This is a genomic window from Staphylococcus caprae (genome assembly GCF_002902725.1).
GTDB classification, from domain to species: Bacteria; Bacillota; Bacilli; order Staphylococcales; family Staphylococcaceae; genus Staphylococcus; species Staphylococcus caprae.
Window position 1 is genome coordinate 65,032 of the sequence record NZ_PPRT01000005.1, and the last position, 25,222, is coordinate 90,253.

Consider the following 25,222-nt stretch of genomic DNA (forward strand, 5'->3'; position numbering starts at 1 on the left):
TCGTGATCAATTGTTCTAGCTTTTTTAAATATGAAAGTACATTCCTTTGGATATACGAGTGTGATAAGATTATTTTAATAGAATCAACGATAGACTGAAGAATTGAATTGGCGGTGACTTTTAAAATGAAAAACAACGAAAATGAAATAGGCAAAAGTGAATTATTAGTTGTTACAGGAATGTCTGGCGCGGGTAAATCATTAGTGATTCAAAGTCTCGAAGATATGGGATTCTTCTGTGTAGACAACTTGCCACCGGTTTTGTTACCAAAATTTGTAGAATTGATGGAGCAGGGTAATCCCTCTTTACAAAAAGTGGCGATTGCCATTGATTTGAGAGGGAAAGAACTTTTCAAATCATTAATTAAAGAGATAGACATTATCAAAAGTCGTAATGATGTCATCTTGGATGTCATGTTTTTAGAAGCGAAAACGGAAAAACTCATTTCGCGTTATAAAGAATCTAGAAGAGCACATCCATTAAATGAACAAGGGCAACGCTCACTTATAGAAGCTATCAATGAAGAGCGTAAACATCTTTCTGAAATTAGAAGTATTGCGAATTATGTCATTGATACGACGCAATTAAAACCGAAAGAATTAAAGGAACGCATTAGTAAATTTTATCTGGATGATCATTTCGAAACATTTAGTATTAATGTAACAAGTTTTGGTTTTAAACATGGTATACAAATGGATGCTGATTTAGTCTTTGATGTGAGATTTTTACCTAATCCATATTATGTTAAAGAATTACGTCCACTGACGGGGCTTGATGAACCGGTGTATAACTATGTCATGAAGTGGAAAGAAACAGAAATCTTCTTTGATAAGTTGACTGACCTTTTAAAATTTATGATTCCAGGATATAAAAAAGAAGGGAAGTCACAGCTTGTTATTGCAATTGGTTGCACAGGTGGTCAACATCGTTCAGTTGCGCTAGCGAAACGTCTAGGCGAATATCTTGATGAGATTTTTGATTACAATGTTTATGTGCATCATAGAGATGCGCATATCGAAAGTGGAGATAAAATATGAAACAAATAAAAGTAGTACTTATAGGTGGAGGAACAGGTTTATCCGTTTTAGCTAGAGGGTTAAGAGAATTCCCCATAGATATTACTGCTATTGTAACTGTTGCTGATAACGGAGGTAGCACTGGGAAAATTAGAGATGTGATGGATATTCCTGCACCAGGTGATATTCGAAATGTCATTGCAGCTTTAAGTGATTCAGAGTCCATCCTTACTCAACTTTTCCAGTACCGTTTTGGAGAAAATCAAGTCGACGGGCATTCTTTAGGTAATTTAGTTATTGCCGGAATGACAAGTATTACGAATGATTTCGGGCATGCGATTAAAGAATTAAGTAAAGTTTTAAATATTAAAGGGCAAGTTATTCCATCTACAAACACAAGTGTTCAACTTAATGCAGTGATGGAAGATGGAGAAATTGTATGTGGTGAAACGAATATCCCAAATACGCATAAAAAAATTGACCGCGTATTCCTAGAACCTGGAGATGTCGAGCCGATGGAAGAAGCGGTAAATGCACTTGAACACGCTGATTTAATTGTGCTCGGTCCCGGTTCATTGTATACGAGTGTGATATCGAATCTATGTGTGAAGGGGATATCTGAAGCATTACTACGTTCCGAAGCACCTAAACTGTACGTTTCAAATGTGATGACACAACCAGGCGAGACAGATAATTATGATGTGAAAGAACATATTGATGCCCTTTGTCAGCAGGTTGGTCAAGATTTTGTAGACTTTGTCATTTGTAGTAATGAAAAATATAGCCAAGCTACCTTACGTCGTTATGAAGAACAAAATTCTAAACCAGTTAAAGTTAATAAAGAAGAGTTGAAAAAGAACGGAATAAGAGTTTTAACGGCTTCAAATTTAATTGAAGTTTCAGATACACATCTCGTACGCCATAATACTAAAGTTCTATCAAAAATGATATATGAATTGGCATTAGACTTAACTAGTACAATTCAATTTAATCCGAATCGTAAACGTTAATAGTATTGGCAATAGAAACGTTTATGATATGATAACTTACGTGTGTTTAATAATTAAAATTCATAATCTCTATGTCGACCATACATAGATTAAAATAGAGTTGATTTAGGAAGGAATGAGTGTTCTATGAGCTTTGCATCCGACATGAAAAATGAATTAACACGCATTGAAGTAGATGAAGCAAATGCTAAAGCAGAGCTCAGTGCATTAATTCGTATGAATGGCGCACTTAGTTTATCGAATCAGCAATTTGTAATCAATGTACAGACTGAGAATGCGACGACCGCTCGTCGTATTTACTCTCTTATCAAACGAATTTTCAATGTAGAAGTTGAAATATTAGTTAGAAAAAAGATGAAATTAAAGAAAAATAATATTTATATTTGTCGCACTAAAATGTTAGCAAAAGAAATTTTAAATGATTTAGGCATTCTCAAAGAGGGCGTCTTCACTCATGAAATCGACCCTAATATGATTAAAGATGATGAAATGCGTCGTAGTTACTTAAGAGGGGCATTTCTTGCAGGTGGATCAGTGAATAATCCAGAGACGTCATCTTATCACCTTGAAATATTTTCTCAATATGAGAATCATTCTGAAGGCTTAACTAAATTAATGAATAGCTATGAATTAAATGCGAAACATTTAGAGCGGAAAAAAGGAAGTATTGCTTATTTAAAAGAAGCGGAAAAAATCTCAGATTTTCTAAGTTTAATCGGTGGTTATCAAGCATTGCTTAAATTTGAAGATGTGAGAATCGTACGTGATATGAGAAATTCGGTGAATAGATTGGTAAACTGTGAGACAGCTAATCTTAATAAAACAGTTAGTGCTGCGATGAAACAAGTTGAAAGTATTCAGCTAATAGATGAAGAAATAGGCTTAGATAATTTGCCAGATCGATTGAGAGAAGTAGCTAAATTACGTGTAGAACATCAAGAAATATCTTTAAAAGAATTAGGAGAAATGATTTCAACAGGACCTATCTCTAAATCTGGAATGAATCATCGACTGAGAAAGTTAAATGAGCTAGCAGACAAAATTCGTAATGGTGAACAAATTGAATTATAAAGAAAGGTATCTTTGAACGAGGTTCAAAAATACCTGCTTTGTTATGTCTTTGATGTTTATAGGTACCCCCTCGAGAGGAATTGAACCTCTATTATAAGAACCGGAATCTCATGTGTTATCCATTACACTACGAGGGGTAAATGAGGGTAGAATCATTTTTCTGTACTAAAGAAGTTGATAACAGTACAATTAAAACGATAATTCTAGTTTACAAATCTTAGAGTTAAGCGTCAAACTGAAATTTCAAAACTTAAAGTTGAATATTTTGACCATTTTTGACTTTTAAGGTAAAATAATTTATAACAGTTATTACAAGGAGGAAAAATAGATGAATTTAATTCCTACAGTTATAGAAACAACAAATCGCGGTGAACGCGCATATGATATTTATTCACGTTTATTAAAAGACCGTATTATCATGTTAGGTTCTCAAATTGATGATAATGTAGCAAATTCAATTGTATCTCAATTATTATTCTTACAAGCACAAGACTCTGAAAAAGATATCTACCTATATATTAACTCACCAGGTGGTAGTGTAACTGCTGGTTTTGCCATTTATGATACTATCCAACATATTAAACCAGATGTTCAAACTATTTGTATCGGTATGGCTGCGTCAATGGGTTCATTTTTACTAGCAGCTGGCGCTAAAGGTAAACGTTTTGCTTTACCAAATGCTGAAGTAATGATTCACCAACCATTAGGTGGAGCACAAGGTCAAGCAACTGAAATTGAAATTGCTGCCAACCATATCTTAAAAACTCGTGAAAAATTAAATCGTATTTTAGCAGAACGTACAGGTCAATCAATTGAAAAAATTCAACAAGATACTGATCGTGACAATTTCTTAACAGCAGAAGAAGCTAAATCATATGGTTTAATTGATGAAGTCATGGAACCAGAAGGTAAATAGTAAATAAAATTCGAGGCTAGGGCATTTCTAATGTCCTAGTTTTTTTATGAAAAAAGGGGCGATACAGAATTCTAGAAGTTAAGAATTCATATCATCGCCCCTGCAAACTCTTCTGACAGTCTTTATATTTCAATTTATAGTGTTATGAAACATAAAGAGGCGCGTCATCGCCTCTTCATATGCCAATAGTGACAATATCATAGACTGTCTCTATTTTAGTTTTTCTTCCCTTTGAACATTAAGCGTACAACAACAATTAATAACACTACTCCAATAATTATAAATAGCAAAGAAAGTAGTATCATTGCTATTGTATGTTCAAACGCAAAAATCCCATTTAAAATTAATAAAATACTAGCAATAATTAACAAAATATAAGTTAATTGATTGTCTTTCATTGTATAAACCTTCTTCGTACGTAGTTATTTCTTATGCTTTAACTAAATCATCTAAAGCATTTTTCAAGTTGTTAAATTTAAATTCAAAACCAAGTGCATGTAATTTATTCGGTAGAACCTTTTGAGTATCGAGAACAACTGTAGACATTTCACCTAGAACTAAGCGCATTGCTAATTTAGGCGCCCATGTTTCATGAGGTTTGTGCATTGCGCGTGCTAAAGTATAGCCAAATAAATTTTGTCTTTCAGGTATAGGCGCTGTCATATTAAATGGACCATGTGCATCTTTATTACCTATTGTGAATAAAATTCCTCTAATTAAATCATCAATGTGAATCCATGAATACCATTGTTGTCCTGAACCTAATTTACCACCTACATAGAAACGGTAAGGTAATTCCATTGTTTGCAATGCACCGCCATCATCAGAAAGAATAAGTCCGAATCTTCCTAAGACTACGCGAGTTCCGAAGTCTTTGAATTTATTCGCAAAGCGTTCCCATTGATAAACAACATCTGATAAGAAATCAAAAGGTAACGTTTTATATAATTCAGTATAACTATAAAATAAATCTGGTGGATAATATCCTATCGCACTAGCATTAAATAACACTTCAGGCTTTTGAGTACGATCTTTAAATAATTCATATAAAGCTTGGGTTGATTGGATGCGACTTACCATCATGATTTGTTTATGTGATTTTGTCCATCTTTTATTGAGAGTGGCACCTGCTAAGTTTATGACAATATCGATATCTGGAACTTTCTCTTGCCAACCCTCTTTTGACCAATTGACATATGAAATCTTAGCGTCGTTCGAAGTTTTATCTTGTCTTGTTAAGATCGTAATATGTGCATCGGTTTGCTTGATTTCATTTACTAAGTGGGAACCTACCATTCCTGTTCCACCTGTAATTAAATAGTGTTTCATTATTTCACCTCATTTTGAAAAATTAAAGCGCTAACCTTATTGATAGTCATTATTGATATTCAAATTTTATACATTTTTTAGCCAATAAGATGTCAAATACTTTTTTTAATTTGCATTTAAAATTAAAAGATATCAGTTATAATGAACTTGTACCTTCGATAATTAATTAAACATCTCTTAATTAGTATGAGTATACCCCATAATATACTAACGAAGGTAAATTTTGACTCCCTTTAGTAGTGGATCCATGCGAGCAACGTATGGATCCTTTTTATTTGTATTTTAAGGTATAATTATTGCTTTATACAAAAATTATTTTGATGAATATAAAATCTACAATCATTGTTTAATTTGTATTATTAATGGTTAAAAACAAATTACATTATTTAATTACTTAACCAATCATCCATTTTACAAAAAGTATGATAAATATAATAAAAGATGTAATGATAAATCCGGCAACATGATTCGTTTTTTCTTCCTCATAATTATCATTCTCAATCATCATATATTTTAAACTTTTTTTAGACTTACTTTTTAAAAATTCATCATCATTAAATTCATACATAAACATCACGTACCATTCGTATTAAGTTTAGATTAAGTTACTAAAAAAATAATGTTCACCTATGTGTATGATGTTATCATATACAGGATAGATATTTGTAAACGTACAACTTTTAAGTAATGATAATTTATTGCAATTATTACATAGTTAGTTCATTATAATAAGTTGAATTCTGTAGTTTCGTCATAATAAGTAATTGTAATGCGTTGAGGACATCCTTAATTAAATGTAATGAACAAGATTGAAATGCACATTTAACAACATAGATATTTTTATTATAAATTAATTCCTAATAATTGAAAGAGAGGTAAGTAGAGAATGAGTGGCATGGCAAAAATAATTAGCACAATTATAGTATTATTATTACTAATTGGCTTAGCATTTGGAATATTCTCTTTTATAGATAGTTCAAAAAAAGCGAATGAACGACTTAATAGTGAAAAAACAGAACAACATGATAAGTCTAAAGAGGATAAAAAAGATAAAGATAAAGACAAAGACAAGAAAAAAGATAAAAAGTCTGATGAGAATAGCATGAACACGACACAACAAACGCAACAAACTCAGCAAACGCAACAGACTCAACAAACACCGCCGCCGACTAAGCAAGCACCAACCCAACAAAGAAATACGCAAGAAACACAACAAACAAAACAACAGAAAAAACAACCACGTTCAACGCAAGAAACTAAAACTGATGAAAAATCATCACAACAACCTAAAACACAAGAAAAAGAGGAACCAAAAGAAGATAATGCTTCTAAAGAACAACCAAGTTCAGAAGAGAAACCATCTTCTCAACAACCTCGTTCACAACAAAATAGCTCTCAGCAAAAGCAATCTAATAATAGTAATCAATCTGCGCAAAGAAATACAAGTCAGTCACAACAGTCAAGCGGTCAAAGAAATTCTAGTCAGTCACAACAATCAAGCAGTCAAAACTCAAATAGTAATCAATCACATAGTTCAAACGAAGATTAATAGTTTAAGCCAATGTCCACTTTTAGGGCATTGGCTTTTTAAGTACATATTAAAATAACCAGTAGATTAACATCGATAAGAGAAATGAAATAAACATAATTGAAAAGCAGCCTATAGAACATCCACAACCCGTATGTGTGCAACCATAAGAATATGTTTTATTGATGGTCTTACCATTTTCATATTGATGATGTTTATATGTAGACTGATGATTTTTAAAATAATCATCATCTTTATAACGTGAATCATCTGGTTCGATGACTTCTATTTTATCCCCGGAATGTTTGTTGTTTGTCATTAATATCCCTTCTTTATAAAAAGCTTCATAACAATTTAATTATAAATGAAATGATTATGTAATCAAAACGAATGATTATTCACAAAACACCGTGGGTAAAATTATCTCGTAAAGGTAATAACACAAAAATGTGAACTTTTTGGCGTCGTGAGATAGCAAAATCTAGATGTAAACGTTTTATTGTTAACTTTAATAAATATTAATAAAATTTTGAGTTAATTTGCTTGCAATTTATTATACGCAATAGTACTATTGCATGTGTAAAGAGGTTAATTTTTGTCCCAGGTGGGACTTAAAAAGTCAACCAACGGTTGTGAGCGACCCCTTAGATACCTTTTTATAAAGATATAAGGAGGAAGGTAGTATTGAAAGACTTAATGAAAGTTCAACAAAAGCTCATACCTGATCTTGTAGATAAGATGTATCGACGTTTTTCAATTTTAACTACTATCTCACAAAATCAACCAGTTGGAAGACGAAGTTTAAGTGAGCACATGGATATGACTGAAAGGGTCTTACGATCTGAAACAGACATGTTAAAGAAACAAGAATTAATCAGAGTCAAATCAACTGGCATGGAAATCACTAATGAAGGAACCGAAGTATTATCTCAATTAAATGATTACTTCAATGTATATAGTGATGACAATAAAATGGCTCGAGCAATCAGAGATAAATTTCACATCAAAGATGTTCACGTCATTCCAGGGGATTCAGATTCTAATCAAACAGTTAAAAGAGAAATGGGAAGACAAGCTGGTCAGTTAGTTGAAAGCATTCTTTACGAAGATGCCATTGTTTCAGTAACTGGTGGATCTACAATGGCTTATGTAAGTGAATCCATTCATTTACTTCCATTCAATGTATTCTTCGTGCCGGCGAGAGGTGGACTTGGTGAAAACATGGTCTACCAAGCAAATACCATTTCATCAAGCATGGCTCAACAAGCTGGTGGTTATTATACAACGTTATATGTACCAGATAATGTGAGTGAAACGACATATAACACATTAATGTTAGAACCATCAGTTATTCACACGCTCGATAAAATAAAACAAGCAAATGTTACCATACATGGCATTGGTGATGCGCTGAAGATGGCGCATCGACGTCAATCACCTGAAGAAGTGATTGATAAACTTCAACATCATCAAGCCGTTGGAGAAGCTTTTGGATATTATTTTGATGCTCAAGGGAAGGTAGTTCATAAAGTGAAAACAATCGGACTACAATTAGAAGACCTTGAGAGTAAAGATTTTATCTTTGCTGTAGCAGGTGGGCAATCTAAAGGAGAAGCGATTAAAGCTTATCTTTCTATTGCACCTGACAACACTGTACTCATTACAGATGAAGCTGCAGCGAAAGTAATTTTACAATAGTAATAAAAAGTTTAATACTTTTTAAATATCATTTTTAAAGGAGGCCATTATAATGGCAATTAAAGTAGCAATTAATGGTTTTGGTAGAATTGGTCGTTTAGCATTCAGAAGAATCCAAGATGTAGAAGGTCTTGAAGTAGTAGCAGTTAACGACTTAACAGACGATGAAATGTTAGCTCATTTATTAAAATATGACACTATGCAAGGACGCTTCACTGGAGAAGTTGAAGTTATCGAAGGCGGATTCCGCGTAAACGGTAAAGAAATTAAATCATTCGACGAACCAGATGCAAACAAATTACCTTGGGGTGACCTTGACATCGATGTAGTATTAGAATGTACTGGTTTCTACACTGATAAAGATAAAGCACAAGCACATATCGATGCAGGTGCTAAAAAAGTATTAATCTCAGCTCCAGCTACTGGTGATTTAAAAACAATCGTATTCAATACTAACCATGACGAATTAGATGGTTCAGAAACAGTTGTATCAGGTGCTTCTTGTACAACTAACTCATTAGCTCCTGTTGCTAAAGTATTAAATGATGAATTCGGTTTAGTTGAAGGTTTAATGACAACTATCCACGCTTACACAGGTGACCAAAATACTCAAGACGCACCTCACAGAAAAGGTGACAAACGTCGTGCTCGTGCAGCAGCAGAAAACATTATCCCTAACTCAACAGGTGCTGCTAAAGCAATCGGTAAAGTAATTCCTGAAATCGACGGTAAATTAGACGGTGGTGCACAACGTGTTCCAGTTGCTACAGGTTCATTAACAGAATTAACTGTAGTATTAGAAAAACAAGATGTAACTGCTGATCAAGTTAACGAAGCAATGAAACAAGCTTCTGACGAATCATTCGGTTACACTGAAGATGAAATCGTATCTTCTGACGTTGTAGGTATCACTTATGGTTCATTATTCGATGCAACTCAAACTCGTGTAATGACTGTTGGTGACCGTCAATTAGTTAAAGTAGCAGCTTGGTACGATAATGAAATGTCTTACACTTCTCAATTAGTTCGTACATTAGCTCACTTAGCTGAACTTTCTAAATAATTGAACCATAGTGTATAAGCACGTTATTCAAGTTATTTAAAGTACACATGCGAAGAGATTGAACTCTTCCAAATCTTCATAATTTGATTAGTGCTCTGTACTGTTTAATTAGATATAAAAGCTTATGAGTAAGCGGGGAGCACAGACGCTTCTCCGCTTATTTTTATATAAAGTTTTCCTATTAAAAGGAGGAAATTAATAATGGCTAAAAAAATCGTTTCAGATTTAGATTTAAAAGGTAAAGTAGTTCTCGAACGTGCAGACTTTAACGTTCCTTTAAAAGATGGAAAAATCACAAACGATAACCGTATTGTTCAAGCATTACCAACTATTAAATACATCATCGAACAAGGTGGTAAATTAGTATTATTCTCTCATTTAGGTAAAGTGAAAGAAGAAAGCGATAAAGCAGGTTTATCTTTAAAACCTGTAGCAGACGATTTATCTGAGAAATTAGGTAAAGAAGTTACTTTCGTTCCTGAAACTCGTGGTGAAAAACTAGAAACTGCTATTAAAAACCTAAATGAAGGTGATGTATTATTAGTTGAAAATACACGTTTCGAAGATATCGATGGTAAAAAAGAATCTAAAAATGACCCTGAATTAGGTAAATATTGGGCTTCATTAGGCGATGTATTTGTTAACGATGCTTTCGGTACAGCTCACCGTGAACATGCTTCAAATGTAGGGATTTCTACACACTTAGAAACAGCAGCTGGTTACTTAATGGAAAAAGAAATTAAATTTATCGGTGGCGTAGTTAACGACCCACATAAACCAGTTGTAGCAATCCTTGGTGGAGCTAAAGTATCAGATAAAATCAATGTAATTAAAAACTTAGTGAATATCGCTGACAAAATTTTAATTGGTGGCGGTATGGCTTACACATTTATGAAAGCACAAGGAAAAGAAATCGGTCTTTCATTATTAGAAGAAGATAAAATTGATTTTGCAAAAGATCTATTAGAAAACAATGGCGACCAAATCGTTTTACCAGTAGATTGTAAAGTTGCTAAAGAATTCTCTAATGATGCTAAAATCACTGAAGTATCCATTGATGATATCCCTGCAGACCAAGAAGCAATGGATATTGGACCTAAAACGGTTGAATTATTCAATAAAGAATTACAAGGCGCTCATACAGTAGTATGGAATGGACCAATGGGTGTATTCGAATTCAGTAACTTTGCCCAAGGTACTATCGGCGTTTGTGAATCTATTGCTAACTTAAAAGACGCTACGACTATTATCGGTGGTGGTGACTCTGCAGCAGCTGCAATTTCACTTGGATTTGAAGATGATTTCACACATATCTCAACTGGTGGCGGCGCGTCATTAGAATATCTTGAAGGTAAAGAATTACCTGGAATTAAAGCAATTAATAATAAATAATTATTAATCGACGCTTAGTTAAGGCGTAAGTTTCTAAATGAAATGATTTGGGAAAATGAACAAGTGAAAGCCACAGCAAGCTTTCATGTTTAAACCTTAAGTTATTCAAGTATTGATCGATATAAACTTTTAAATTTAACACTAAATTATTAAGGAGTGTAACGAATGAGAACACCAATTATAGCCGGAAACTGGAAAATGAATAAAACAGTTCAAGAAGCTAAAGATTTCGTAAACGAATTACCAACATTACCTGATCCTAAAGAAGTAGAATCAGTAATCTGTGCGCCTACAATTCAATTAGACGCATTAGTAACTGCTGTTAAAGACGGCAAAGCACAAGGGTTAAAAATCGGTGCTCAAAATGCTTACTTTGAAGATAGCGGTGCATATACTGGTGAAACTTCACCTGTCGCATTAGCTGATTTAGGTGTTAAATATGTAGTGATTGGTCACTCTGAACGTCGTGACTATTTCCACGAAACAGACGAAGAAGTAAATAAAAAAGCTCATGCTATTTTCAATCATAGTATGACACCAATTATTTGTGTTGGTGAATCAGACGAAGAACGTGAAGCTGGCAAAGCTAATGAAGTTGTTGGCAACCAAGTTAAGAAAGCTGTAGAAGGTTTATCAGAAGAGCAACTTAAAGAAGTTGTCATCGCATATGAACCAATCTGGGCAATCGGTACAGGTAAATCATCAACTTCAGAAGACGCTAATGAAATGTGCGCACACGTTCGTAAAACATTAGCTGACTTATCTAGCCAAGACGTTGCAGAAGCAACTCGTATTCAATATGGTGGTAGTGTGAAACCAAACAATATTAAAGAATACATGGCTCAATCAGATATCGATGGTGCATTAGTAGGTGGCGCATCATTAAAAGTTGAAGATTTCGTACAATTGTTAGAAGGTGCAAAATAATTATGGCTAAGAAACCAACTGCCTTAATCATCCTAGATGGTTTTGCAAATCGTGAAAGTGAACATGGCAACGCTGTTAAATTAGCAAACAAACCTAATTTTGATCGCTATTATGAGAAATACCCAACGACTCAAATTGAAGCAAGTGGTTTAGATGTAGGTCTTCCAGAAGGACAAATGGGTAACTCTGAAGTTGGTCACATGAACATCGGTGCTGGACGAATCGTATATCAAAGTTTAACTCGTATTAACAAATCAATCGAAGATGGAGAATTCTTTGAAAATGATGTGTTAAACAACGCAATTAAACATGTAAAAGATAACAACTCAGCACTTCACGTGTTTGGTTTACTATCAGATGGTGGTGTTCACAGTCACTATAAACACTTATTTGCAATCTTAGAATTAGCTAAAAAACAAGGTGTAGATAAAGTTTACGTGCACGCTTTCTTAGATGGTCGTGACGTTGATCAAAAATCTGCCCTCAAATATATTGAAGAAACTGAAGCTAAATTCAAAGAATTAGGCGTTGGCCAATTCGCTTCAGTGTCTGGACGTTATTATGCAATGGATCGTGATAAACGTTGGGACCGTGAACAGAAAGCTTACAATGCTATCCGTAACTTTGAAGGCCCAACATACGCTTCAGCTAAAGAAGGTGTAGAAGCGAATTACAGTAATGACGTTACTGATGAATTCGTTGAACCATTCATTATTGATAATCAAAATAATGGCGTTAATGACGGCGATGCTGTTGTATTCTACAACTTCCGTCCTGATAGAGCTGCTCAACTTTCAGAAATTTTCACTAATAAAGCATTTGATGGTTTCGAAGTTGAACAAGTTAAAGATTTATTCTATGCAACGTTCACTAAATACAATGACGATGTAGATGCTGAAGTTGTATTTGAAAAAGTTGACTTAAACAATACAATTGGTGAAGTCGCACAAAACAATAATTTAAAACAATTACGTATTGCTGAAACTGAAAAGTATCCTCACGTGACTTACTTTATGAGTGGGGGTCGTAACGAGGAATTTGAAGGAGAACGTCGTCGTCTTATCGACTCTCCAAAAGTTGCTACGTATGATTTAAAACCAGAAATGAGTGCATATGAAGTTAAAGATGCACTTTTAGAAGAGTTAGACAAAGGTGATTTAGATTTAATCTTATTAAACTTTGCTAACCCTGACATGGTAGGTCATAGTGGTATGCTTGAACCTACAATTAAAGCAATTGAAGCTGTAGACGAATGTCTTGGCGAAGTTGTAGATAAGATTTTAGAAATGGATGGTTATGCTATTATCACTGCTGACCATGGTAACTCAGATCAAGTGTTAACAGATGATGATCAACCTATGACTACGCATACAACTAATCCAGTTCCAGTTATTGTTACTAAAGAAGGCGTAACTTTACGTGAAACAGGTCGATTAGGAGATTTAGCTCCTACATTATTAGACTTGTTAAATGTAGAACAACCTTCTGATATGACTGGTGAATCATTGATTAATCATTAATTTTGATTATAAAAACACTCAAATTTTGGGAGGAATAAACGTACTCCCGAAATTTGAATATTACTTAGTAGAATTATTTTATTAAAATTATAAATAGGGCTATAATAGCTTTATAATATATTTAAAGGAGATATTAACATGCCAATTATTACAGATGTTTACGCTCGCGAAGTCTTAGATTCACGTGGTAATCCAACAGTTGAAGTTGAAGTTTTAACTGAAAGTGGTGCATTCGGTCGCGCATTAGTACCATCAGGTGCTTCTACAGGTGAACACGAAGCAGTTGAATTACGTGATGGAGATAAATCACGTTATTTAGGTAAAGGTGTGACTAAAGCTGTAGAAAACGTAAATGAAATTATCGCACCAGAAATCGTTGAAGGTGAATTTTCAGTATTAGATCAAGTATCTATCGATAAAATGATGATTCAATTAGACGGTACAAGTAACAAAGGTAAATTAGGTGCTAACGCTATCTTAGGTGTTTCTATTGCCGTAGCTCGTGCAGCAGCTGACTTATTAGGTCAACCTTTATATAAATATTTAGGTGGATTCAATGGTAAACAATTACCAGTACCAATGATGAACATTGTTAACGGTGGTTCTCACTCTGATGCACCAATCGCTTTCCAAGAGTTCATGATTTTACCAGTTGGTGCTGAATCATTTAAAGAATCATTACGTTGGGGTGCTGAAATCTTCCACAACTTGAAATCTATCCTTAGTGAACGTGGTTTAGAAACTGCAGTAGGTGACGAAGGTGGTTTCGCTCCTAAATTTGAAGGTACTGAAGATGCTGTTGAAACAATCATCAAAGCTATCGAAAAAGCTGGTTACAAACCAGGTGAAGATGTATTCTTAGGATTTGACTGTGCTTCTTCTGAATTCTACGAAAATGGTGTATATGATTACACTAAATTCGAAGGTGAACACGGTGCTAAACGTAGCGCAGCAGAACAAGTTGACTACTTAGAAGAATTAATTGGTAAATATCCTATCATCACTATTGAAGATGGTATGGACGAAAACGATTGGGAAGGTTGGAAACAATTAACTGATCGTATTGGCGATAAAGTTCAATTAGTAGGTGACGATTTATTCGTAACTAACACTGAAATTTTATCTAGAGGTATCGAACAAGGAATTGGTAACTCTATCTTAATTAAAGTGAACCAAATCGGTACTTTAACTGAAACATTTGATGCAATTGAAATGGCTCAAAAAGCTGGTTACACAGCAGTTGTTTCACACCGTTCAGGTGAAACTGAAGATACTACAATTGCTGACATTGCAGTTGCTACAAACGCTGGTCAAATTAAAACTGGTTCATTATCAAGAACTGATCGTATTGCTAAATACAATCAATTATTACGTATTGAAGATGAATTATACGAAACAGCTAAATTTGATGGAATTAAATCATTCTACAATTTAGACAAATAATATCTCTATAGCTAAATAAAAGAGTTCACGCTTATATCTTTAGGTTTCACGCCCTAAAGTAAATCTATTCCCGTTACAGAGTTGAGGCTGTAACGGGTTTTTTATGTAGAGAAACACAGTGGATTGGTGAAAAATTGATGTGTTTGATTTAACATCAAACCTTTTGAGTGAGGGACATCTCATTTAATTTACTTCGCTAAACTGATATAATTAATGAAAGTAATTCGTAAAAAGGAGTACCGTTATGGCAGATATCACAGAGTCAAGCGCTAGAGAAATAAGAGCCGGACGTTTAATCGCGATCAGTTCCTTTATATTTTGTATCTTACTTATTATTCATCATTTTGTAGTATTAGATGAAACCACGGCGAAATCATTGTTATCTTTAGCAGGACAGAAAACGTCAGACACTGCTGTGCATAATATTTTAAATAGTGATAGATATACTGGTGTCATGTACATTCTTGCTTACTTAGCAGGTGTTGTTGCACTATGGAATCGTCATCCCTATTTATGGTGGTTTATGTTTGCAGTTTATGTATCTAATGCTTTATTCACGTTAGTGAATTTATACATGTTTGTACAAGCAATTTTAGATGTGAAGAACGTGATCGCAATTTTACCAATCTTAATCGTTGTGATTGGCTCAATTGTTTTAGCAATTTATATGTTAGTCGTGTCAATCGCTCGTAAAAGCACTTTTAATAGATAGAAGTTTGATAATACGAATAGAGATGTGTTATAATTCGTCTCGTATATAATGAACGGAGGACAATTTTTATGCATACATTAATCATCGTTTTATTAATTATAGATTGTATTGCATTAGTGACTGTTGTATTACTCCAAGAAGGTAAAAGTAATGGACTTTCAGGTGCTATTAGTGGTGGCGCAGAACAGTTATTTGGTAAACAAAAGCAACGTGGCGTCGATTTATTCTTGCATAGATTAACAATTTTTTTAGCAATTATTTTCTTCGTACTTATGTTCTGTATCAGTTATTTAGGTATGTAGATAATAAGTTATTGAATGAAGTAAATGAATCTAATCAAGTCTGATGTATAATGTGATAAAGGAACACTATCCAACATTCCCATTTGACATCAGCCTGAGTCCGACGATATGCTTGTCGGGCTTTTTTATTTTATAATAGATGATAGCAATGTTTTTAACACCTGTAATTAAGGGAATAGTCCAATTATGCATTTATCAAAGATTCAATTTATTTTTGAAAATGAAATCAATAACCTTAAATGATTTAAAGTTTAAATAGAGCTATCTAGTTCTCAATGAAAAGGGAGAGGAATTCAAACCATGCAAATTAAACTACCGAGACCATTCTTTTTCGAAGAAGGAAAACGAGCTGTATTATTACTACATGGTTTCACTGGAAATTCAGCTGATGTGAGACAATTAGGTCGTTACCTTCAGAAAAAGGGTTATACATCATATGCACCTCAATATGAAGGGCATTCAGCACCACCAGAGGAAATTTTAAAATCTAGCCCTTACGTATGGTTTAAGGATGTTTTAGATGGTTATGATTATCTAGTCGATCAAGGCTATGAGGAAATTGCTGTAGCCGGATTGTCACTAGGTGGGGTCTTCGCATTGAAGTTAAGCTTAAATCGCGATGTGAAGGGTATTGTAACAATGTGTGCACCAATGGATGGTAAGACTGAAGGAACAATATATGAAGGTTTTCTAGAATATGCCCGTAATTTTAAAAAGTATGAAGGCAAGGATCAGGAAACCATTGATAGAGAAATGGAGGATTTCCATCCTACAGAAACGCTTAAAGAGCTCAGTGACACATTGAAACGTGGCAAAGAACAAGTAGATGAGGTTATTGAACCTATTCTAGTTATACAAGCAGAGCAAGATAAAATGATTGATCCTCAATCAGCAAATTATATATACGAACATGTTGATTCTGATGAGAAAGACATCAAGTGGTATCATGAATCTGGTCATGTGATTACAATTGATAAAGAGAAAGAACAGGTCTTTGAAGATGTTTATCAATTTTTAGAATCATTAGATTGGACAGAATAAAAAGATGAAGAAGTAAGAAAGGAGGGGCATAATGAATTTAAAGCAATCCATTGAAGAAATAATTAAACAACCTGACTATGAACCAATGTCAGTGTCAGATTTTCAAGATGCGTTAGGTTTAAATAGTGCCGACTCATTTAGAGATTTAATTAAGGTGCTCGTTGAACTAGAACAAACTGGTTTAATTGAACGTACGAAGACAGATAGATATCAACGAAAAGAAACAAGTAAGTCCAATTCAAAACTAATTAAAGGAACGTTAAGTCAGAACAAGAAAGGCTTTGCATTCCTTCGACCAGAAGATGATGAGATGGAAGATATATTCATCCCACCAACTAAAATTAATAGAGCCTTAGATGGAGATACGGTCATCGTAGAAATTCAAAAATCTCGAGGCGAACACAAAGGTAAAGTTGAAGGCGAAGTTAAATCTATTGAGAAACATTCGGTGACACAAGTAGTAGGCACTTATAGTGAAGCGAAACACTTTGGCTTCGTCATACCTGATGACAAGCGTATCATGCAAGATATCTTTATTCCTAAAGGACAAAGTCTCGGTGCTGTAGATGGTCATAAGGTATTAGTTCAAATTACGAAATATGCTGATGGTACAGACAATCCTGAAGGTCATATTTCAGCAATTTTAGGTCATAAAAATGATCCCGGCGTCGATATTTTATCTATCATCTATCAACATGGCATTGAAATCGAATTTCCAGACAATGTGCTTAAAGAAGCCGAAGACGTGCCTGAAGAAATTGAACCGTCAGAAATTGAAGGTCGTCGTGATTTAAGAGATGATTTAACCATCACGATTGACGGTGCAGATGCGAAAGACTTAGACGATGCGATTGCCGTTAAAAAGCTGAAAAATGGTAATACTGAATTAACCGTAAGTATTGCAGATGTAAGTTACTATGTGAAGGAAGATTCTGCATTAGACCAAGAAGCATATGATAGAGCGACGAGTGTTTATTTAGTTGACCGAGTCATTCCAATGATTCCACACCGTTTAAGTAATGGTATTTGTTCATTGAATCCTGAAGTCGACCGATTAACATTGAGTTGTCGTATGGAAATTAATGCACGTGGAGAAGTCGTTAAACACGAAATCTTTGATAGTGTCATTCATTCTAATTATCGAATGACGTACGATGCAGTCAATAAAATCATTACTGACCAAGATCCACAAGTACGTGCGCAATATAAAGAATTAACGCCAATGCTTGATTTAGCACAAGATTTATCCAATCGTTTAATCAGCATGCGTCGACGTCGTGGTGAAATTGACTTCGATATCAACGAAGCTAAAGTACTCGTAAATGAAGAAGGTATTCCTACAGACGTTCAAATGCGTGAACGTGGCGAAGGTGAACGTTTAATTGAGTCATTCATGTTAGCAGCTAATGAAACGGTGGCAGAGCATTTTAATAAAATGGAAGTTCCATTTATTTATCGTGTTCATGAGCAACCTAAATCCGAAAGATTAAGACAATTCTTCGACTTTATTACGAATTTCGGTATTATGATTAAAGGTACAGGCGAAGACATTCATCCTACAACGTTACAGAACATTCAAGAAGAAGTTGAAGGACGACCAGAACAAATGGTGATTTCAACTATGATGTTACGTTCAATGCAACAAGCACATTATGATGATGTCAATCTTGGACACTTTGGTCTATCAGCAGAGTATTATACGCATTTCACATCTCCAATTCGTCGTTATCCTGACTTAACCGTACATCGATTAATTCGTAAGTATTTAATTGAGAATTCTATGGATAAAAAGGAACTCAGACATTGGGAAGATACATTGCCTGAGCTTGCTGAACACACATCTCAACGTGAGCGCCGTGCAATTGAGGCTGAACGTGATACAGATGAGTTGAAGAAAGCTGAATATATGATTCAACACATTGGTGATGAATTCGAAGGTATCATTAGTTCAGTAGCGAACTTCGGTATGTTTGTAGAGTTACCTAATACCATTGAAGGTATGGTTCATATTGCTAATATGACTGACGATTACTATCATTTCGACGAACGTCAAATGGCTTTAATAGGTGAACGTCAAGCGAAAGTATTCCGTATTGGTGATGAAGTGAAAGTTAAAGTCACACACGTTGATGTAGACGAACGGATGATTGATTTTCAAATTGTGGGTATGCCTTTACCTAAAAATGATAAATCCCAACGTCCAGCACGTGGTAAAACAATTCAAGCTAAGACGCGTGGTAAGTCATTAGACAAAGCTAAGGATGACAACAATAATAAAGGCAATAAGAAGAAACGCAAACAACGTAAGGGTAAAAATGCCCGTAAAAAAGATAAACAAGGTAAAACGAATCATAAACCATTCTATAAAGATAAAAGCGTGAAAAAGAAATCACGTCGTAAGAAAAAATAGTCAGCAAAGATGAGGTGAGAATGAATGGCTAAGAAAAAATCAAAATCACCAGGTACGTTAGCGGAGAATCGTAAAGCAAGACATGATTATAATATTGAAGATACGATTGAAGCGGGTATTGCTTTACGAGGTACTGAAATTAAGTCTATTCGACGTGGCAGTGCGAACTTGAAAGATAGTTATGCTCAAGTAAAACGTGGTGAAATGTATTTAAATAACATGCATATTGCACCGTATGAAGAAGGCAATCGATTTAACCATGATCCATTACGTTCTCGTAAATTGTTACTTCATAAAAGAGAAATCCTCAAATTAGGGGAACGTACACGAGAAATTGGTTACTCACTTATTCCTTTAAAATTATATTTAAAGCATGGCCAATGTAAAGTCTTATTAGGTGTTGCACGTGGTAAGAAATTACATGATAAACGTCAAGCCCTTAAGGAAAAAGCAATGAAACGTGACATTGATCGAGCGGTCAAAGACCGTTATTAAGCACGTTTGTTGCTTAATCGAGTGCCATTTGGTATGATTATTAATGTTGTATTTTAAAAGGTGACATAGTCTATCACACCAAATGGCTTGTTTATAACAGTCATTATTTAATTATTATAATTTTATTGCGGGGGCGTTTTTGGATTCGACAGGGGTCCCTCGAGCACACTAAGCGTGTCGGAGGGTTGTCTCCGACATCAACACATTTCAGTAAATATAACTGACAAATCAAACAATAATTTCGCAGTAGCTGCGTAATAGCACACTGCATCGCCTAACAGCATCTCCTACGTGCTGTTAACGCGATTCAACCCTAGTAGGATATGCTAAACACTGCCGTTTGAAGTCTGTTTAGATGAATACCAATCAAACTAGCATAATACTGGTTGTCTGTTGCTTACTATTATGCGAATTTAATCAATAGACTACACACGTAGAAAGGTGTGTATCAGGACCTCTGGACGCGGGTTCGAATCCCGCCGTCTCCATATTGAAACCCACAACCTTTGCGGTTGTGGGTTTTTTAGTGTTTAGGGTGCGCAGAAAGTGCACAATATTAGCGCATATGAAAATGAACAGAGTAACGCTGTTACAATTGTAAAGCTTAGAGATTTGGAAATACTAGCTAAAGCAATTATTGATTGCTCAATTTGTGTAAAAGACTTTATCAATTTAGGACAAAATACACTTAATCGTATGAGTTGAAATCCTAATTATTCTTACACACATCATTATTTAAAAGATATTCATTGTTGTCGCCAACAAGCAAGTCAGTTTAAAGGGATTACAAAAAATTGGAGCGAAGTCATGTATTTTAATCATGATAAATACAGATAATCATTGATCTAATAGGATAAATCAACATCGAAACAAGAGGGTTTCGCTAATGAATATATAAAGACATTAAATGTTACTCAGAGTACTATAAAGGGAGGATATAACCCTAATAGTGCCCACGTAACTGACAGTAGGTTACTCTGTTTAGGTAGACGCTTATATTAAAAGTCGTAAAGATAACCTCATAGACGACATTATTCTTTCTGCTAAAAAGTTATTGTATCTATTAACACAATCAGCTATAGGTGATGAAACAGAAACAAAAAAGGTTGTAAAGAAGAGTTTATTTGAAAAGAAATCTGATACTGGAAGAATGAACTTTGTATATAAAGAACATGTAGAATAATATTGGTAGATTTGAGGAATAGTAAAATGGTAATATCAGTGGTTGCCCTGATTTTTGGTATAATAATAAGAAAACAGTGTTCAACACTGGCATACTCTCATTTAGTATGTATGTTTTATTATGTACAGAGGACTTGTTAATCTTAAGTATTGAGGATCTGACTGCACCGTTTACTTTTAAATTATCCGCACATGTCACTGGGTGTCTTTATGTTCGCTTTTATGTTCTATCTATTTCTTTTTAAATAAGTTGTGTATTATATAATTAATTATGTTTAAAAGGGGGAAAAAATGGTCAACATTGCATGGGTTGTACCCTCATTGGGTGTTTTTAATAATCCTCAAGGAGATTTAGTTATTGAAAAACCTCTATCTTTTATTGACTTAGAAGCTTTACCAAACAACTTTTCTTTTAGTGTATCTTTTGGGATAATTAATTTAGAGGACGATGGTCAATATAAATTGAATTTTCAAATTATAGATCCAGCGCAAAAAGTAATTTTTGACATCAATGTAGAGATTGATCACCAAAAATTAATTAAAGATAACCCAGATAAAGAATTTAATAATGTGTTTGAATCGAATGCAAATTTCAATAATTTTAAATTTCAAAAAGAAGGGCTTTATACTATCAAATTGTCTATAGATAACTCCGAAGCTCAATCTAATTTTAATGTTAATTTGGTGTCGTAATTATGGTGAATAAAAAGGTTAGTAGACCAGAACAGTTTAATTTGCAAAACAAGGAAGAAAGAACAACTATTGATTCAAAACAATTAAAAAGGGCAAGTGGTAGTTACGAATTTAGTCCGAATTCAACTTCTACTTATGAAGAGGTGGCCATTATGAGTGAATTTGTGGATAGAAAAGAATTTGAACAATTCGAAAAAAGAATAGATGACAAATTTAAAACTTTAGATTCCAAAATTGATGATTTGCCAAATAGATTTAATGATAAATTACAAATTGCCTTAAACTCTCAACTGGAAACTTTTAGAAAAGAACGTAAAGAAGATAAAAAATCTATTATCACATGGACTCTTTCAGGTACTGGAGTAATAATTGCTCTTGTAAGTCTTATAGTAAAATTATTTTTTTGAGTAACTGTACCTTTGTTGGTACGGTTATTTTTGTTTCTATGTCAAATAGGACAGGGGATAAATTTTTAGAGGGTCTGAGACATAAAAATCTTAGACCCTTTTAAGTGTTCTATATAACGGATTTTTAATCAAGGCAGTGTCAAAAAAGTGTCAATAAAATAATTTTTTGACGTGTGGTTGACCTTGTTTTTTATGCGTCAAATAGTTATTTTGATTACTAATGATTATTATAAACGTGAAACTTTATATTTTTGAGATTCAAGTCTATATTACTTTTTATTTTTTTGTTGATTTGCCCAATCTATTTGGTCTTGTATCCAACGTTCATGTGCTTTTTGTTCTCTTGGTGTTCTATAGATACCGTTATGATCGTAATCATATCTTTGTTCATTATCAGTAGGTTGTTGATCTATAGATGTATGATGTTGTTCTTCAGGTGTTGTACAACCTCCAATAGTACACTGCGTGCCATCTGGTTTAGTATATCCAATCATATCGTTATTACCTGGAGCTTGATACCATGTATCACCATCCGCATCCACCATACCGTTTACACTTTGGCCACTTTTAATTCTTTGAGACATTTCATCTTTGCTTAAAGGTCTATTATTATTTTCATTTATTTGCTGTTCTTGTGAATTCGAAGATTCTTGGTTTTTATTACTCTCTTTTTCATTTTGATTATTTTTACGTTCACTTTTTTGTTTCTTATCATTATTGTTAGAGTTTTTCTTATGAGTTTTTTTACTTTCACTCTTGTGCTTGCTTTCATCTTTCTTTTCTTTTTCATGGCCACATGCACCTAAAACGAGTAAGCTACTAAGTATTAAAACTAAAATATTTTTCTTCTTGCTTGCCATAGTATTCCTTCTTTCGTTGATATAATTTTCATGAAAATTATTATAAAGAACCGCATCTATCGAAATATTAAATTTTAAAATTAAAATATTTATAGTTTAATCGATAAATTTGTTATAAAATATTATAAAATAACAACTTTAGAGGTGCAACATGAAAGATATATTAATAAATATTGGAGTATCATTATTTTTAGTAGCATTTATATTGCTAATAACGGCTCTTATTTACGCGAAAAGAAAGAAAAAAATCAAAAAAATAATAATTGCAGCTACAACTTGTTTCATAATCAGCATATTATTAATAGGACCTAATGGAGAACAAAAGCAAAACCATAGTGAAAAAGATAAAGTTACTCAAACACAAAGTAGTAAGAAGAACGATGTAAAAAGTAGTAAAAAATCAGAGAGCAATAATAAAAATACAGAAGAAAAGAAAAAAGACAATAATAGTAATCATAGAGAAGTAGTGACCCTTATTAAAGTTGTAGATGGTGATACTGTTAAATTTAATTATAAAGGTAAGAAAACTACTTTCAGGTTATTACTAATAGATACTCCTGAAACAAAAGATCCAAGAAAACCGGTAGAAAAATATGGTCCTGAAGCAAGTGAATTTACAACAAACAAGTTAACCAGTGCTAAAAAGATAGAAGTTGAATTCGATAAAGGTCCGCATACTGATAAATATGGAAGAAGTTTAGCATATATTTATGCGGATGGTGAAATGTTAAACAATGCTTTGGTTAGAAATGGGTTAGCTAGAGTAAAGTATGTTTTTCCTCCTAATGACACGTATGAAAGTAAATTGAAAGAGAGTGAATCATTGGCTAAAGCTGAGAAGTTAAATATATGGAGTGAAGATTCTGAAGAGGATAATAAAGATCAAAACAATAATCAGTCCGATAATCACTCAAATAATAACAATAATGATTCAAACAACAACAATAATAATTTACCCGTACAATTTTCTAACTGTAAAGCACTTAGGGCAGTATATCCTGCGGGTGTGCCAATAGGTCATCCAGCATACAGCGCAAGGTTAGATGGAAATCATAATGGAGTTGCATGTGAAATCAGATAATTTTCATTTAGATAATATTCTTAAAATTATTATAGGCTAATCAAACTTCATAAAAGCAAATTTAAAGTCATGGAGGCTATGAATAGCTAACCATGACTTTTGTATTTTAATATCCATTTCGGTTATTTGTGTTGGCCTGGCCTTGATTGTTATTCCCGTTTGATCCGTTATTTGAGTATTGTTGGGTATTGCTTTGTTGCGGATTTTTATTTGCAGCTCCTTGAGGATATTGAACATTATTTTGTGCTTTCCCGTTTGTTTGATTTTGTTGTTGATTTGCTGTGTTAGCTTGATTATTATTGGCTGCGTTTTGATTAGCGTTGTTGTTATTGTATTGAGATTGTTTAGTAGTGTTGTTCGCTTGAGATGCATTATTGTTAGTAGGATGACTTTGCTTGTTGTTTTGTTGCTTAGATTTAGATTTGTCGTCTTTATTTTTTGAATCTTTATCTTTATTTTTCTTTGCTAATTTACTATCTTTAATTTTATCTTTTGCGTTATTTATTTTTTTATCGCCTTTAGAGTCTTTTTTATTATCTTTTTTTGAATCGGACTTCTTACTACTATCAGTTTCTTTTTTGTCAGAACTATCAGTATGACTGCATGCTCCTAATATTAAAAAACTCGATAATAAGATGGTAAATAATTTCTTCATAAAAAGTTCGCTCCTATATTTTAAATATTGGTGTTAATAAATTAACTTTACCCAAAATCTACACGATTAATTTTAAATTTATGTAAAATTTCTATTTTCAAAATTTGAATATTTATAAAGGCATGAAAAAGCCCCTCTTATCAAGAGGGGAAAGGTAAACAATTATTTGTTACCGCCGAATAAACCTTTGAAGAATTCGATTGCTTTTTTGATTAAGTTGATGATGAACATTTGACTCACCTCCTATGTATTTATTAACTGTAGTATATTCTCATTGGATATATTTTAGTTGATTATTTCAAAAGTCGTAAAAAATTGTTCATAGATGTAAAATTTAACTTAAAATTTAATAATTTGGAATTCATTTCTGTTAAAATTGCAAAACAATAACAAATTTATTCAATATATATTATAAGAATAGTAGGGATTAATTTGTAAAAAATACCCTTCATTGAAGAAGGGTATTGCTAC

At 33.5% G+C, this 25,222-nt stretch carries 27 protein-coding genes, 1 tRNA gene, 1 other RNA gene and 1 pseudogene; 22 read left to right on the top strand and 8 right to left on the bottom strand.

Annotation, left to right across the window (positions count from 1 at the left end; genetic code table 11):
- Positions 1–125 precede the first annotated feature (125 nt).
- The 3 genes from rapZ to whiA all read left to right on the top strand — a co-directional run bounded on the left by rapZ (position 126) and on the right by whiA (position 3,097).
- The gene (gene rapZ / locus CD155_RS00925) at positions 126–1,037 is read left to right on the top strand and encodes an RNase adapter RapZ (protein ID WP_002441553.1); all 912 of its coding nucleotides are present in this window, start codon (positions 126–128) and stop codon (positions 1,035–1,037) included.
- Positions 1,034–2,026 carry a gluconeogenesis factor YvcK family protein gene (locus CD155_RS00930; protein ID WP_002441556.1) on the top strand — a complete coding sequence of 331 codons (993 nt, stop codon included), beginning with the start codon at positions 1,034–1,036 and terminating at the stop codon, positions 2,024–2,026. The genes rapZ and CD155_RS00930 overlap by 4 nt, the downstream gene beginning before the upstream one ends.
- A gap of 126 nt (positions 2,027–2,152) precedes the next feature.
- On the top strand, positions 2,153–3,097 hold the full coding sequence (gene whiA / locus CD155_RS00935) for a DNA-binding protein WhiA (protein WP_002441558.1): 945 nt from the start codon (positions 2,153–2,155) through the stop codon (positions 3,095–3,097).
- A 65-nt stretch (positions 3,098–3,162) separates the two neighbouring features.
- On the opposite strand, the gene CD155_RS00940 is transcribed toward whiA, so the two are convergent.
- A tRNA-Arg gene (locus CD155_RS00940) sits at positions 3,163–3,234 on the bottom strand.
- A 191-nt stretch (positions 3,235–3,425) separates the two neighbouring features.
- Here CD155_RS00940 and clpP point away from each other — a divergent pair.
- Positions 3,426–4,013 carry an ATP-dependent Clp endopeptidase proteolytic subunit ClpP gene (clpP, locus tag CD155_RS00945; protein WP_002441560.1) on the top strand — a complete coding sequence of 196 codons (588 nt, stop codon included), beginning with the start codon at positions 3,426–3,428 and terminating at the stop codon, positions 4,011–4,013.
- A gap of 215 nt (positions 4,014–4,228) precedes the next feature.
- Here clpP and CD155_RS00950 read toward each other — a convergent pair whose 3' ends face one another.
- From CD155_RS00950 to CD155_RS12860, 3 genes are all read right to left on the bottom strand, one after another.
- Positions 4,229–4,411 (bottom strand): hypothetical protein, encoded by a 183-nt coding sequence (locus CD155_RS00950; RefSeq protein ID WP_002441562.1) that lies wholly within the window; start codon positions 4,409–4,411, stop codon positions 4,229–4,231.
- 31 nt (positions 4,412–4,442) lie between these two features.
- The gene (locus CD155_RS00955) at positions 4,443–5,342 is read right to left on the bottom strand and encodes a TIGR01777 family oxidoreductase (RefSeq protein ID WP_103212281.1); all 900 of its coding nucleotides are present in this window, start codon (positions 5,340–5,342) and stop codon (positions 4,443–4,445) included.
- Between the two features lie 394 nt (positions 5,343–5,736).
- A complete protein-coding gene (locus tag CD155_RS12860; RefSeq protein ID WP_256605081.1) occupies positions 5,737–5,910 on the bottom strand; it encodes a hypothetical protein in 174 nt (57 codons plus the stop codon).
- 318 nt (positions 5,911–6,228) lie between these two features.
- Here CD155_RS12860 and CD155_RS00960 point away from each other — a divergent pair, with 318 nt between their 5' ends.
- Entirely contained in the window at positions 6,229–6,891 is a 663-nt protein-coding gene (locus CD155_RS00960; RefSeq protein WP_103212282.1) for a DUF4887 domain-containing protein, read from the top strand.
- Positions 6,892–6,940: 49 nt separating this feature from the next.
- Here the strand turns inward: CD155_RS00960 and CD155_RS00965 are convergent, their stop codons facing one another.
- Complete coding sequence (locus tag CD155_RS00965; protein ID WP_103212283.1) at positions 6,941–7,189, bottom strand: hypothetical protein; 249 nt, start codon at positions 7,187–7,189, stop codon at positions 6,941–6,943.
- A gap of 365 nt (positions 7,190–7,554) precedes the next feature.
- Here CD155_RS00965 and CD155_RS00970 point away from each other — a divergent pair, with 365 nt between their 5' ends.
- From CD155_RS00970 to CD155_RS01040, 16 genes and pseudogenes are all read left to right on the top strand, one after another.
- Positions 7,555–8,568: a sugar-binding transcriptional regulator gene (locus tag CD155_RS00970; RefSeq protein WP_070832309.1), complete on the top strand. Its 1,014-nt coding sequence runs from the start codon at positions 7,555–7,557 to the stop codon at positions 8,566–8,568.
- A 52-nt stretch (positions 8,569–8,620) separates the two neighbouring features.
- Positions 8,621–9,631: a type I glyceraldehyde-3-phosphate dehydrogenase gene (gene gap, locus CD155_RS00975; protein WP_103212284.1), complete on the top strand. Its 1,011-nt coding sequence runs from the start codon at positions 8,621–8,623 to the stop codon at positions 9,629–9,631.
- Between the two features lie 201 nt (positions 9,632–9,832).
- Positions 9,833–11,023, top strand: coding sequence for a phosphoglycerate kinase (locus CD155_RS00980; protein ID WP_002441575.1), 1,191 nt, complete (start codon positions 9,833–9,835; stop codon positions 11,021–11,023).
- Between the two features lie 165 nt (positions 11,024–11,188).
- A complete protein-coding gene (tpiA, locus tag CD155_RS00985; protein ID WP_103212285.1) occupies positions 11,189–11,950 on the top strand; it encodes a triose-phosphate isomerase in 762 nt (253 codons plus the stop codon).
- Positions 11,951–11,952: 2 nt separating this feature from the next.
- The gene (gene gpmI / locus CD155_RS00990) at positions 11,953–13,470 is read left to right on the top strand and encodes a 2,3-bisphosphoglycerate-independent phosphoglycerate mutase (protein ID WP_002441579.1); all 1,518 of its coding nucleotides are present in this window, start codon (positions 11,953–11,955) and stop codon (positions 13,468–13,470) included.
- 138 nt (positions 13,471–13,608) lie between these two features.
- Positions 13,609–14,913 (top strand): surface-displayed alpha-enolase, encoded by a 1,305-nt coding sequence (gene eno, locus CD155_RS00995; protein WP_002441581.1) that lies wholly within the window; start codon positions 13,609–13,611, stop codon positions 14,911–14,913.
- 253 nt (positions 14,914–15,166) lie between these two features.
- Positions 15,167–15,625 carry a hypothetical protein gene (locus CD155_RS01000; RefSeq protein ID WP_095323332.1) on the top strand — a complete coding sequence of 153 codons (459 nt, stop codon included), beginning with the start codon at positions 15,167–15,169 and terminating at the stop codon, positions 15,623–15,625.
- Positions 15,626–15,693: 68 nt separating this feature from the next.
- Entirely contained in the window at positions 15,694–15,927 is a 234-nt protein-coding gene (secG, locus tag CD155_RS01005; RefSeq protein WP_002441585.1) for a preprotein translocase subunit SecG, read from the top strand.
- 300 nt (positions 15,928–16,227) lie between these two features.
- Positions 16,228–16,968 carry an alpha/beta hydrolase gene (locus tag CD155_RS01010; protein WP_002441587.1) on the top strand — a complete coding sequence of 247 codons (741 nt, stop codon included), beginning with the start codon at positions 16,228–16,230 and terminating at the stop codon, positions 16,966–16,968.
- Positions 16,969–16,999: 31 nt separating this feature from the next.
- Positions 17,000–19,378 carry a ribonuclease R gene (gene rnr / locus CD155_RS01015; protein ID WP_070873167.1) on the top strand — a complete coding sequence of 793 codons (2,379 nt, stop codon included), beginning with the start codon at positions 17,000–17,002 and terminating at the stop codon, positions 19,376–19,378.
- Between the two features lie 24 nt (positions 19,379–19,402).
- Positions 19,403–19,873 carry an SsrA-binding protein SmpB gene (smpB, locus tag CD155_RS01020; RefSeq protein ID WP_002441591.1) on the top strand — a complete coding sequence of 157 codons (471 nt, stop codon included), beginning with the start codon at positions 19,403–19,405 and terminating at the stop codon, positions 19,871–19,873.
- 129 nt (positions 19,874–20,002) lie between these two features.
- Positions 20,003–20,364: a transfer-messenger RNA gene (ssrA, locus tag CD155_RS01025) on the top strand.
- A 55-nt stretch (positions 20,365–20,419) separates the two neighbouring features.
- Positions 20,420–20,578, top strand: coding sequence for a hypothetical protein (locus CD155_RS12865; RefSeq protein WP_172605850.1), 159 nt, complete (start codon positions 20,420–20,422; stop codon positions 20,576–20,578).
- Between the two features lie 189 nt (positions 20,579–20,767).
- Positions 20,768–21,053 (top strand): annotated as a pseudogene (locus CD155_RS01030) (terminase small subunit); the annotation flags it as partial.
- 293 nt (positions 21,054–21,346) lie between these two features.
- Positions 21,347–21,748, top strand: coding sequence for a DUF6941 family protein (locus CD155_RS01035; RefSeq protein WP_070832299.1), 402 nt, complete (start codon positions 21,347–21,349; stop codon positions 21,746–21,748).
- A 2-nt stretch (positions 21,749–21,750) separates the two neighbouring features.
- Positions 21,751–22,155 (top strand): hypothetical protein, encoded by a 405-nt coding sequence (locus tag CD155_RS01040; protein ID WP_070832296.1) that lies wholly within the window; start codon positions 21,751–21,753, stop codon positions 22,153–22,155.
- Between the two features lie 269 nt (positions 22,156–22,424).
- Here CD155_RS01040 and CD155_RS01045 read toward each other — a convergent pair whose 3' ends face one another.
- Entirely contained in the window at positions 22,425–23,015 is a 591-nt protein-coding gene (locus tag CD155_RS01045; RefSeq protein WP_103212286.1) for a hypothetical protein, read from the bottom strand.
- A gap of 151 nt (positions 23,016–23,166) precedes the next feature.
- Here CD155_RS01045 and CD155_RS13215 point away from each other — a divergent pair, with 151 nt between their 5' ends.
- A complete protein-coding gene (locus CD155_RS13215) occupies positions 23,167–24,096 on the top strand; it encodes a thermonuclease family protein (RefSeq protein WP_103212287.1) in 930 nt (309 codons plus the stop codon).
- Positions 24,097–24,202: 106 nt separating this feature from the next.
- Here the strand turns inward: CD155_RS13215 and CD155_RS01055 are convergent, their stop codons facing one another.
- The gene (locus CD155_RS01055; RefSeq protein ID WP_103212288.1) at positions 24,203–24,751 is read right to left on the bottom strand and encodes a hypothetical protein; all 549 of its coding nucleotides are present in this window, start codon (positions 24,749–24,751) and stop codon (positions 24,203–24,205) included.
- Positions 24,752–24,913: 162 nt separating this feature from the next.
- Positions 24,914–24,982, bottom strand: a complete 69-nt coding sequence (locus CD155_RS13220; RefSeq protein WP_115177471.1) for an epsilon family phenol-soluble modulin — start codon at positions 24,980–24,982, stop codon at positions 24,914–24,916.
- Positions 24,983–25,222: the final 240 nt, after the last annotated feature.

What these genes read in the sequence shown, in the direction of transcription:
- CD155_RS00930 (WP_002441556.1), top strand. Translation starts at nt 1,034, where the DNA reads ATGAAACAAATAAAAGTAGTACTTATAGGTGGAGGAACAGGTTTATCC.
- rapZ (WP_002441553.1), top strand. Translation starts at nt 126, where the DNA reads ATGAAAAACAACGAAAATGAAATAGGCAAAAGTGAATTATTAGTTGTT.
- CD155_RS01045 (WP_103212286.1), bottom strand. Translation starts at nt 23,015, where the DNA reads ATGGCAAGCAAGAAGAAAAATATTTTAGTTTTAATACTTAGTAGCTTA.
- gap (WP_103212284.1), top strand. Translation starts at nt 8,621, where the DNA reads ATGGCAATTAAAGTAGCAATTAATGGTTTTGGTAGAATTGGTCGTTTA.
- CD155_RS00980 (WP_002441575.1), top strand. Translation starts at nt 9,833, where the DNA reads ATGGCTAAAAAAATCGTTTCAGATTTAGATTTAAAAGGTAAAGTAGTT.
- CD155_RS00955 (WP_103212281.1), bottom strand. Translation starts at nt 5,342, where the DNA reads ATGAAACACTATTTAATTACAGGTGGAACAGGAATGGTAGGTTCCCAC.
- CD155_RS01035 (WP_070832299.1), top strand. Translation starts at nt 21,347, where the DNA reads ATGGTCAACATTGCATGGGTTGTACCCTCATTGGGTGTTTTTAATAAT.
- CD155_RS13215 (WP_103212287.1), top strand. Translation starts at nt 23,167, where the DNA reads ATGAAAGATATATTAATAAATATTGGAGTATCATTATTTTTAGTAGCA.
- CD155_RS01010 (WP_002441587.1), top strand. Translation starts at nt 16,228, where the DNA reads ATGCAAATTAAACTACCGAGACCATTCTTTTTCGAAGAAGGAAAACGA.
- smpB (WP_002441591.1), top strand. Translation starts at nt 19,403, where the DNA reads ATGGCTAAGAAAAAATCAAAATCACCAGGTACGTTAGCGGAGAATCGT.
- tpiA (WP_103212285.1), top strand. Translation starts at nt 11,189, where the DNA reads ATGAGAACACCAATTATAGCCGGAAACTGGAAAATGAATAAAACAGTT.
- gpmI (WP_002441579.1), top strand. Translation starts at nt 11,953, where the DNA reads ATGGCTAAGAAACCAACTGCCTTAATCATCCTAGATGGTTTTGCAAAT.
- CD155_RS01040 (WP_070832296.1), top strand. Translation starts at nt 21,751, where the DNA reads ATGGTGAATAAAAAGGTTAGTAGACCAGAACAGTTTAATTTGCAAAAC.
- rnr (WP_070873167.1), top strand. Translation starts at nt 17,000, where the DNA reads ATGAATTTAAAGCAATCCATTGAAGAAATAATTAAACAACCTGACTAT.
- CD155_RS00965 (WP_103212283.1), bottom strand. Translation starts at nt 7,189, where the DNA reads ATGACAAACAACAAACATTCCGGGGATAAAATAGAAGTCATCGAACCA.
- CD155_RS12860 (WP_256605081.1), bottom strand. Translation starts at nt 5,910, where the DNA reads ATGTATGAATTTAATGATGATGAATTTTTAAAAAGTAAGTCTAAAAAA.
- secG (WP_002441585.1), top strand. Translation starts at nt 15,694, where the DNA reads ATGCATACATTAATCATCGTTTTATTAATTATAGATTGTATTGCATTA.
- CD155_RS01055 (WP_103212288.1), bottom strand. Translation starts at nt 24,751, where the DNA reads ATGAAGAAATTATTTACCATCTTATTATCGAGTTTTTTAATATTAGGA.
- whiA (WP_002441558.1), top strand. Translation starts at nt 2,153, where the DNA reads ATGAGCTTTGCATCCGACATGAAAAATGAATTAACACGCATTGAAGTA.
- clpP (WP_002441560.1), top strand. Translation starts at nt 3,426, where the DNA reads ATGAATTTAATTCCTACAGTTATAGAAACAACAAATCGCGGTGAACGC.
- CD155_RS00960 (WP_103212282.1), top strand. Translation starts at nt 6,229, where the DNA reads ATGAGTGGCATGGCAAAAATAATTAGCACAATTATAGTATTATTATTA.
- CD155_RS00950 (WP_002441562.1), bottom strand. Translation starts at nt 4,411, where the DNA reads ATGAAAGACAATCAATTAACTTATATTTTGTTAATTATTGCTAGTATT.
- eno (WP_002441581.1), top strand. Translation starts at nt 13,609, where the DNA reads ATGCCAATTATTACAGATGTTTACGCTCGCGAAGTCTTAGATTCACGT.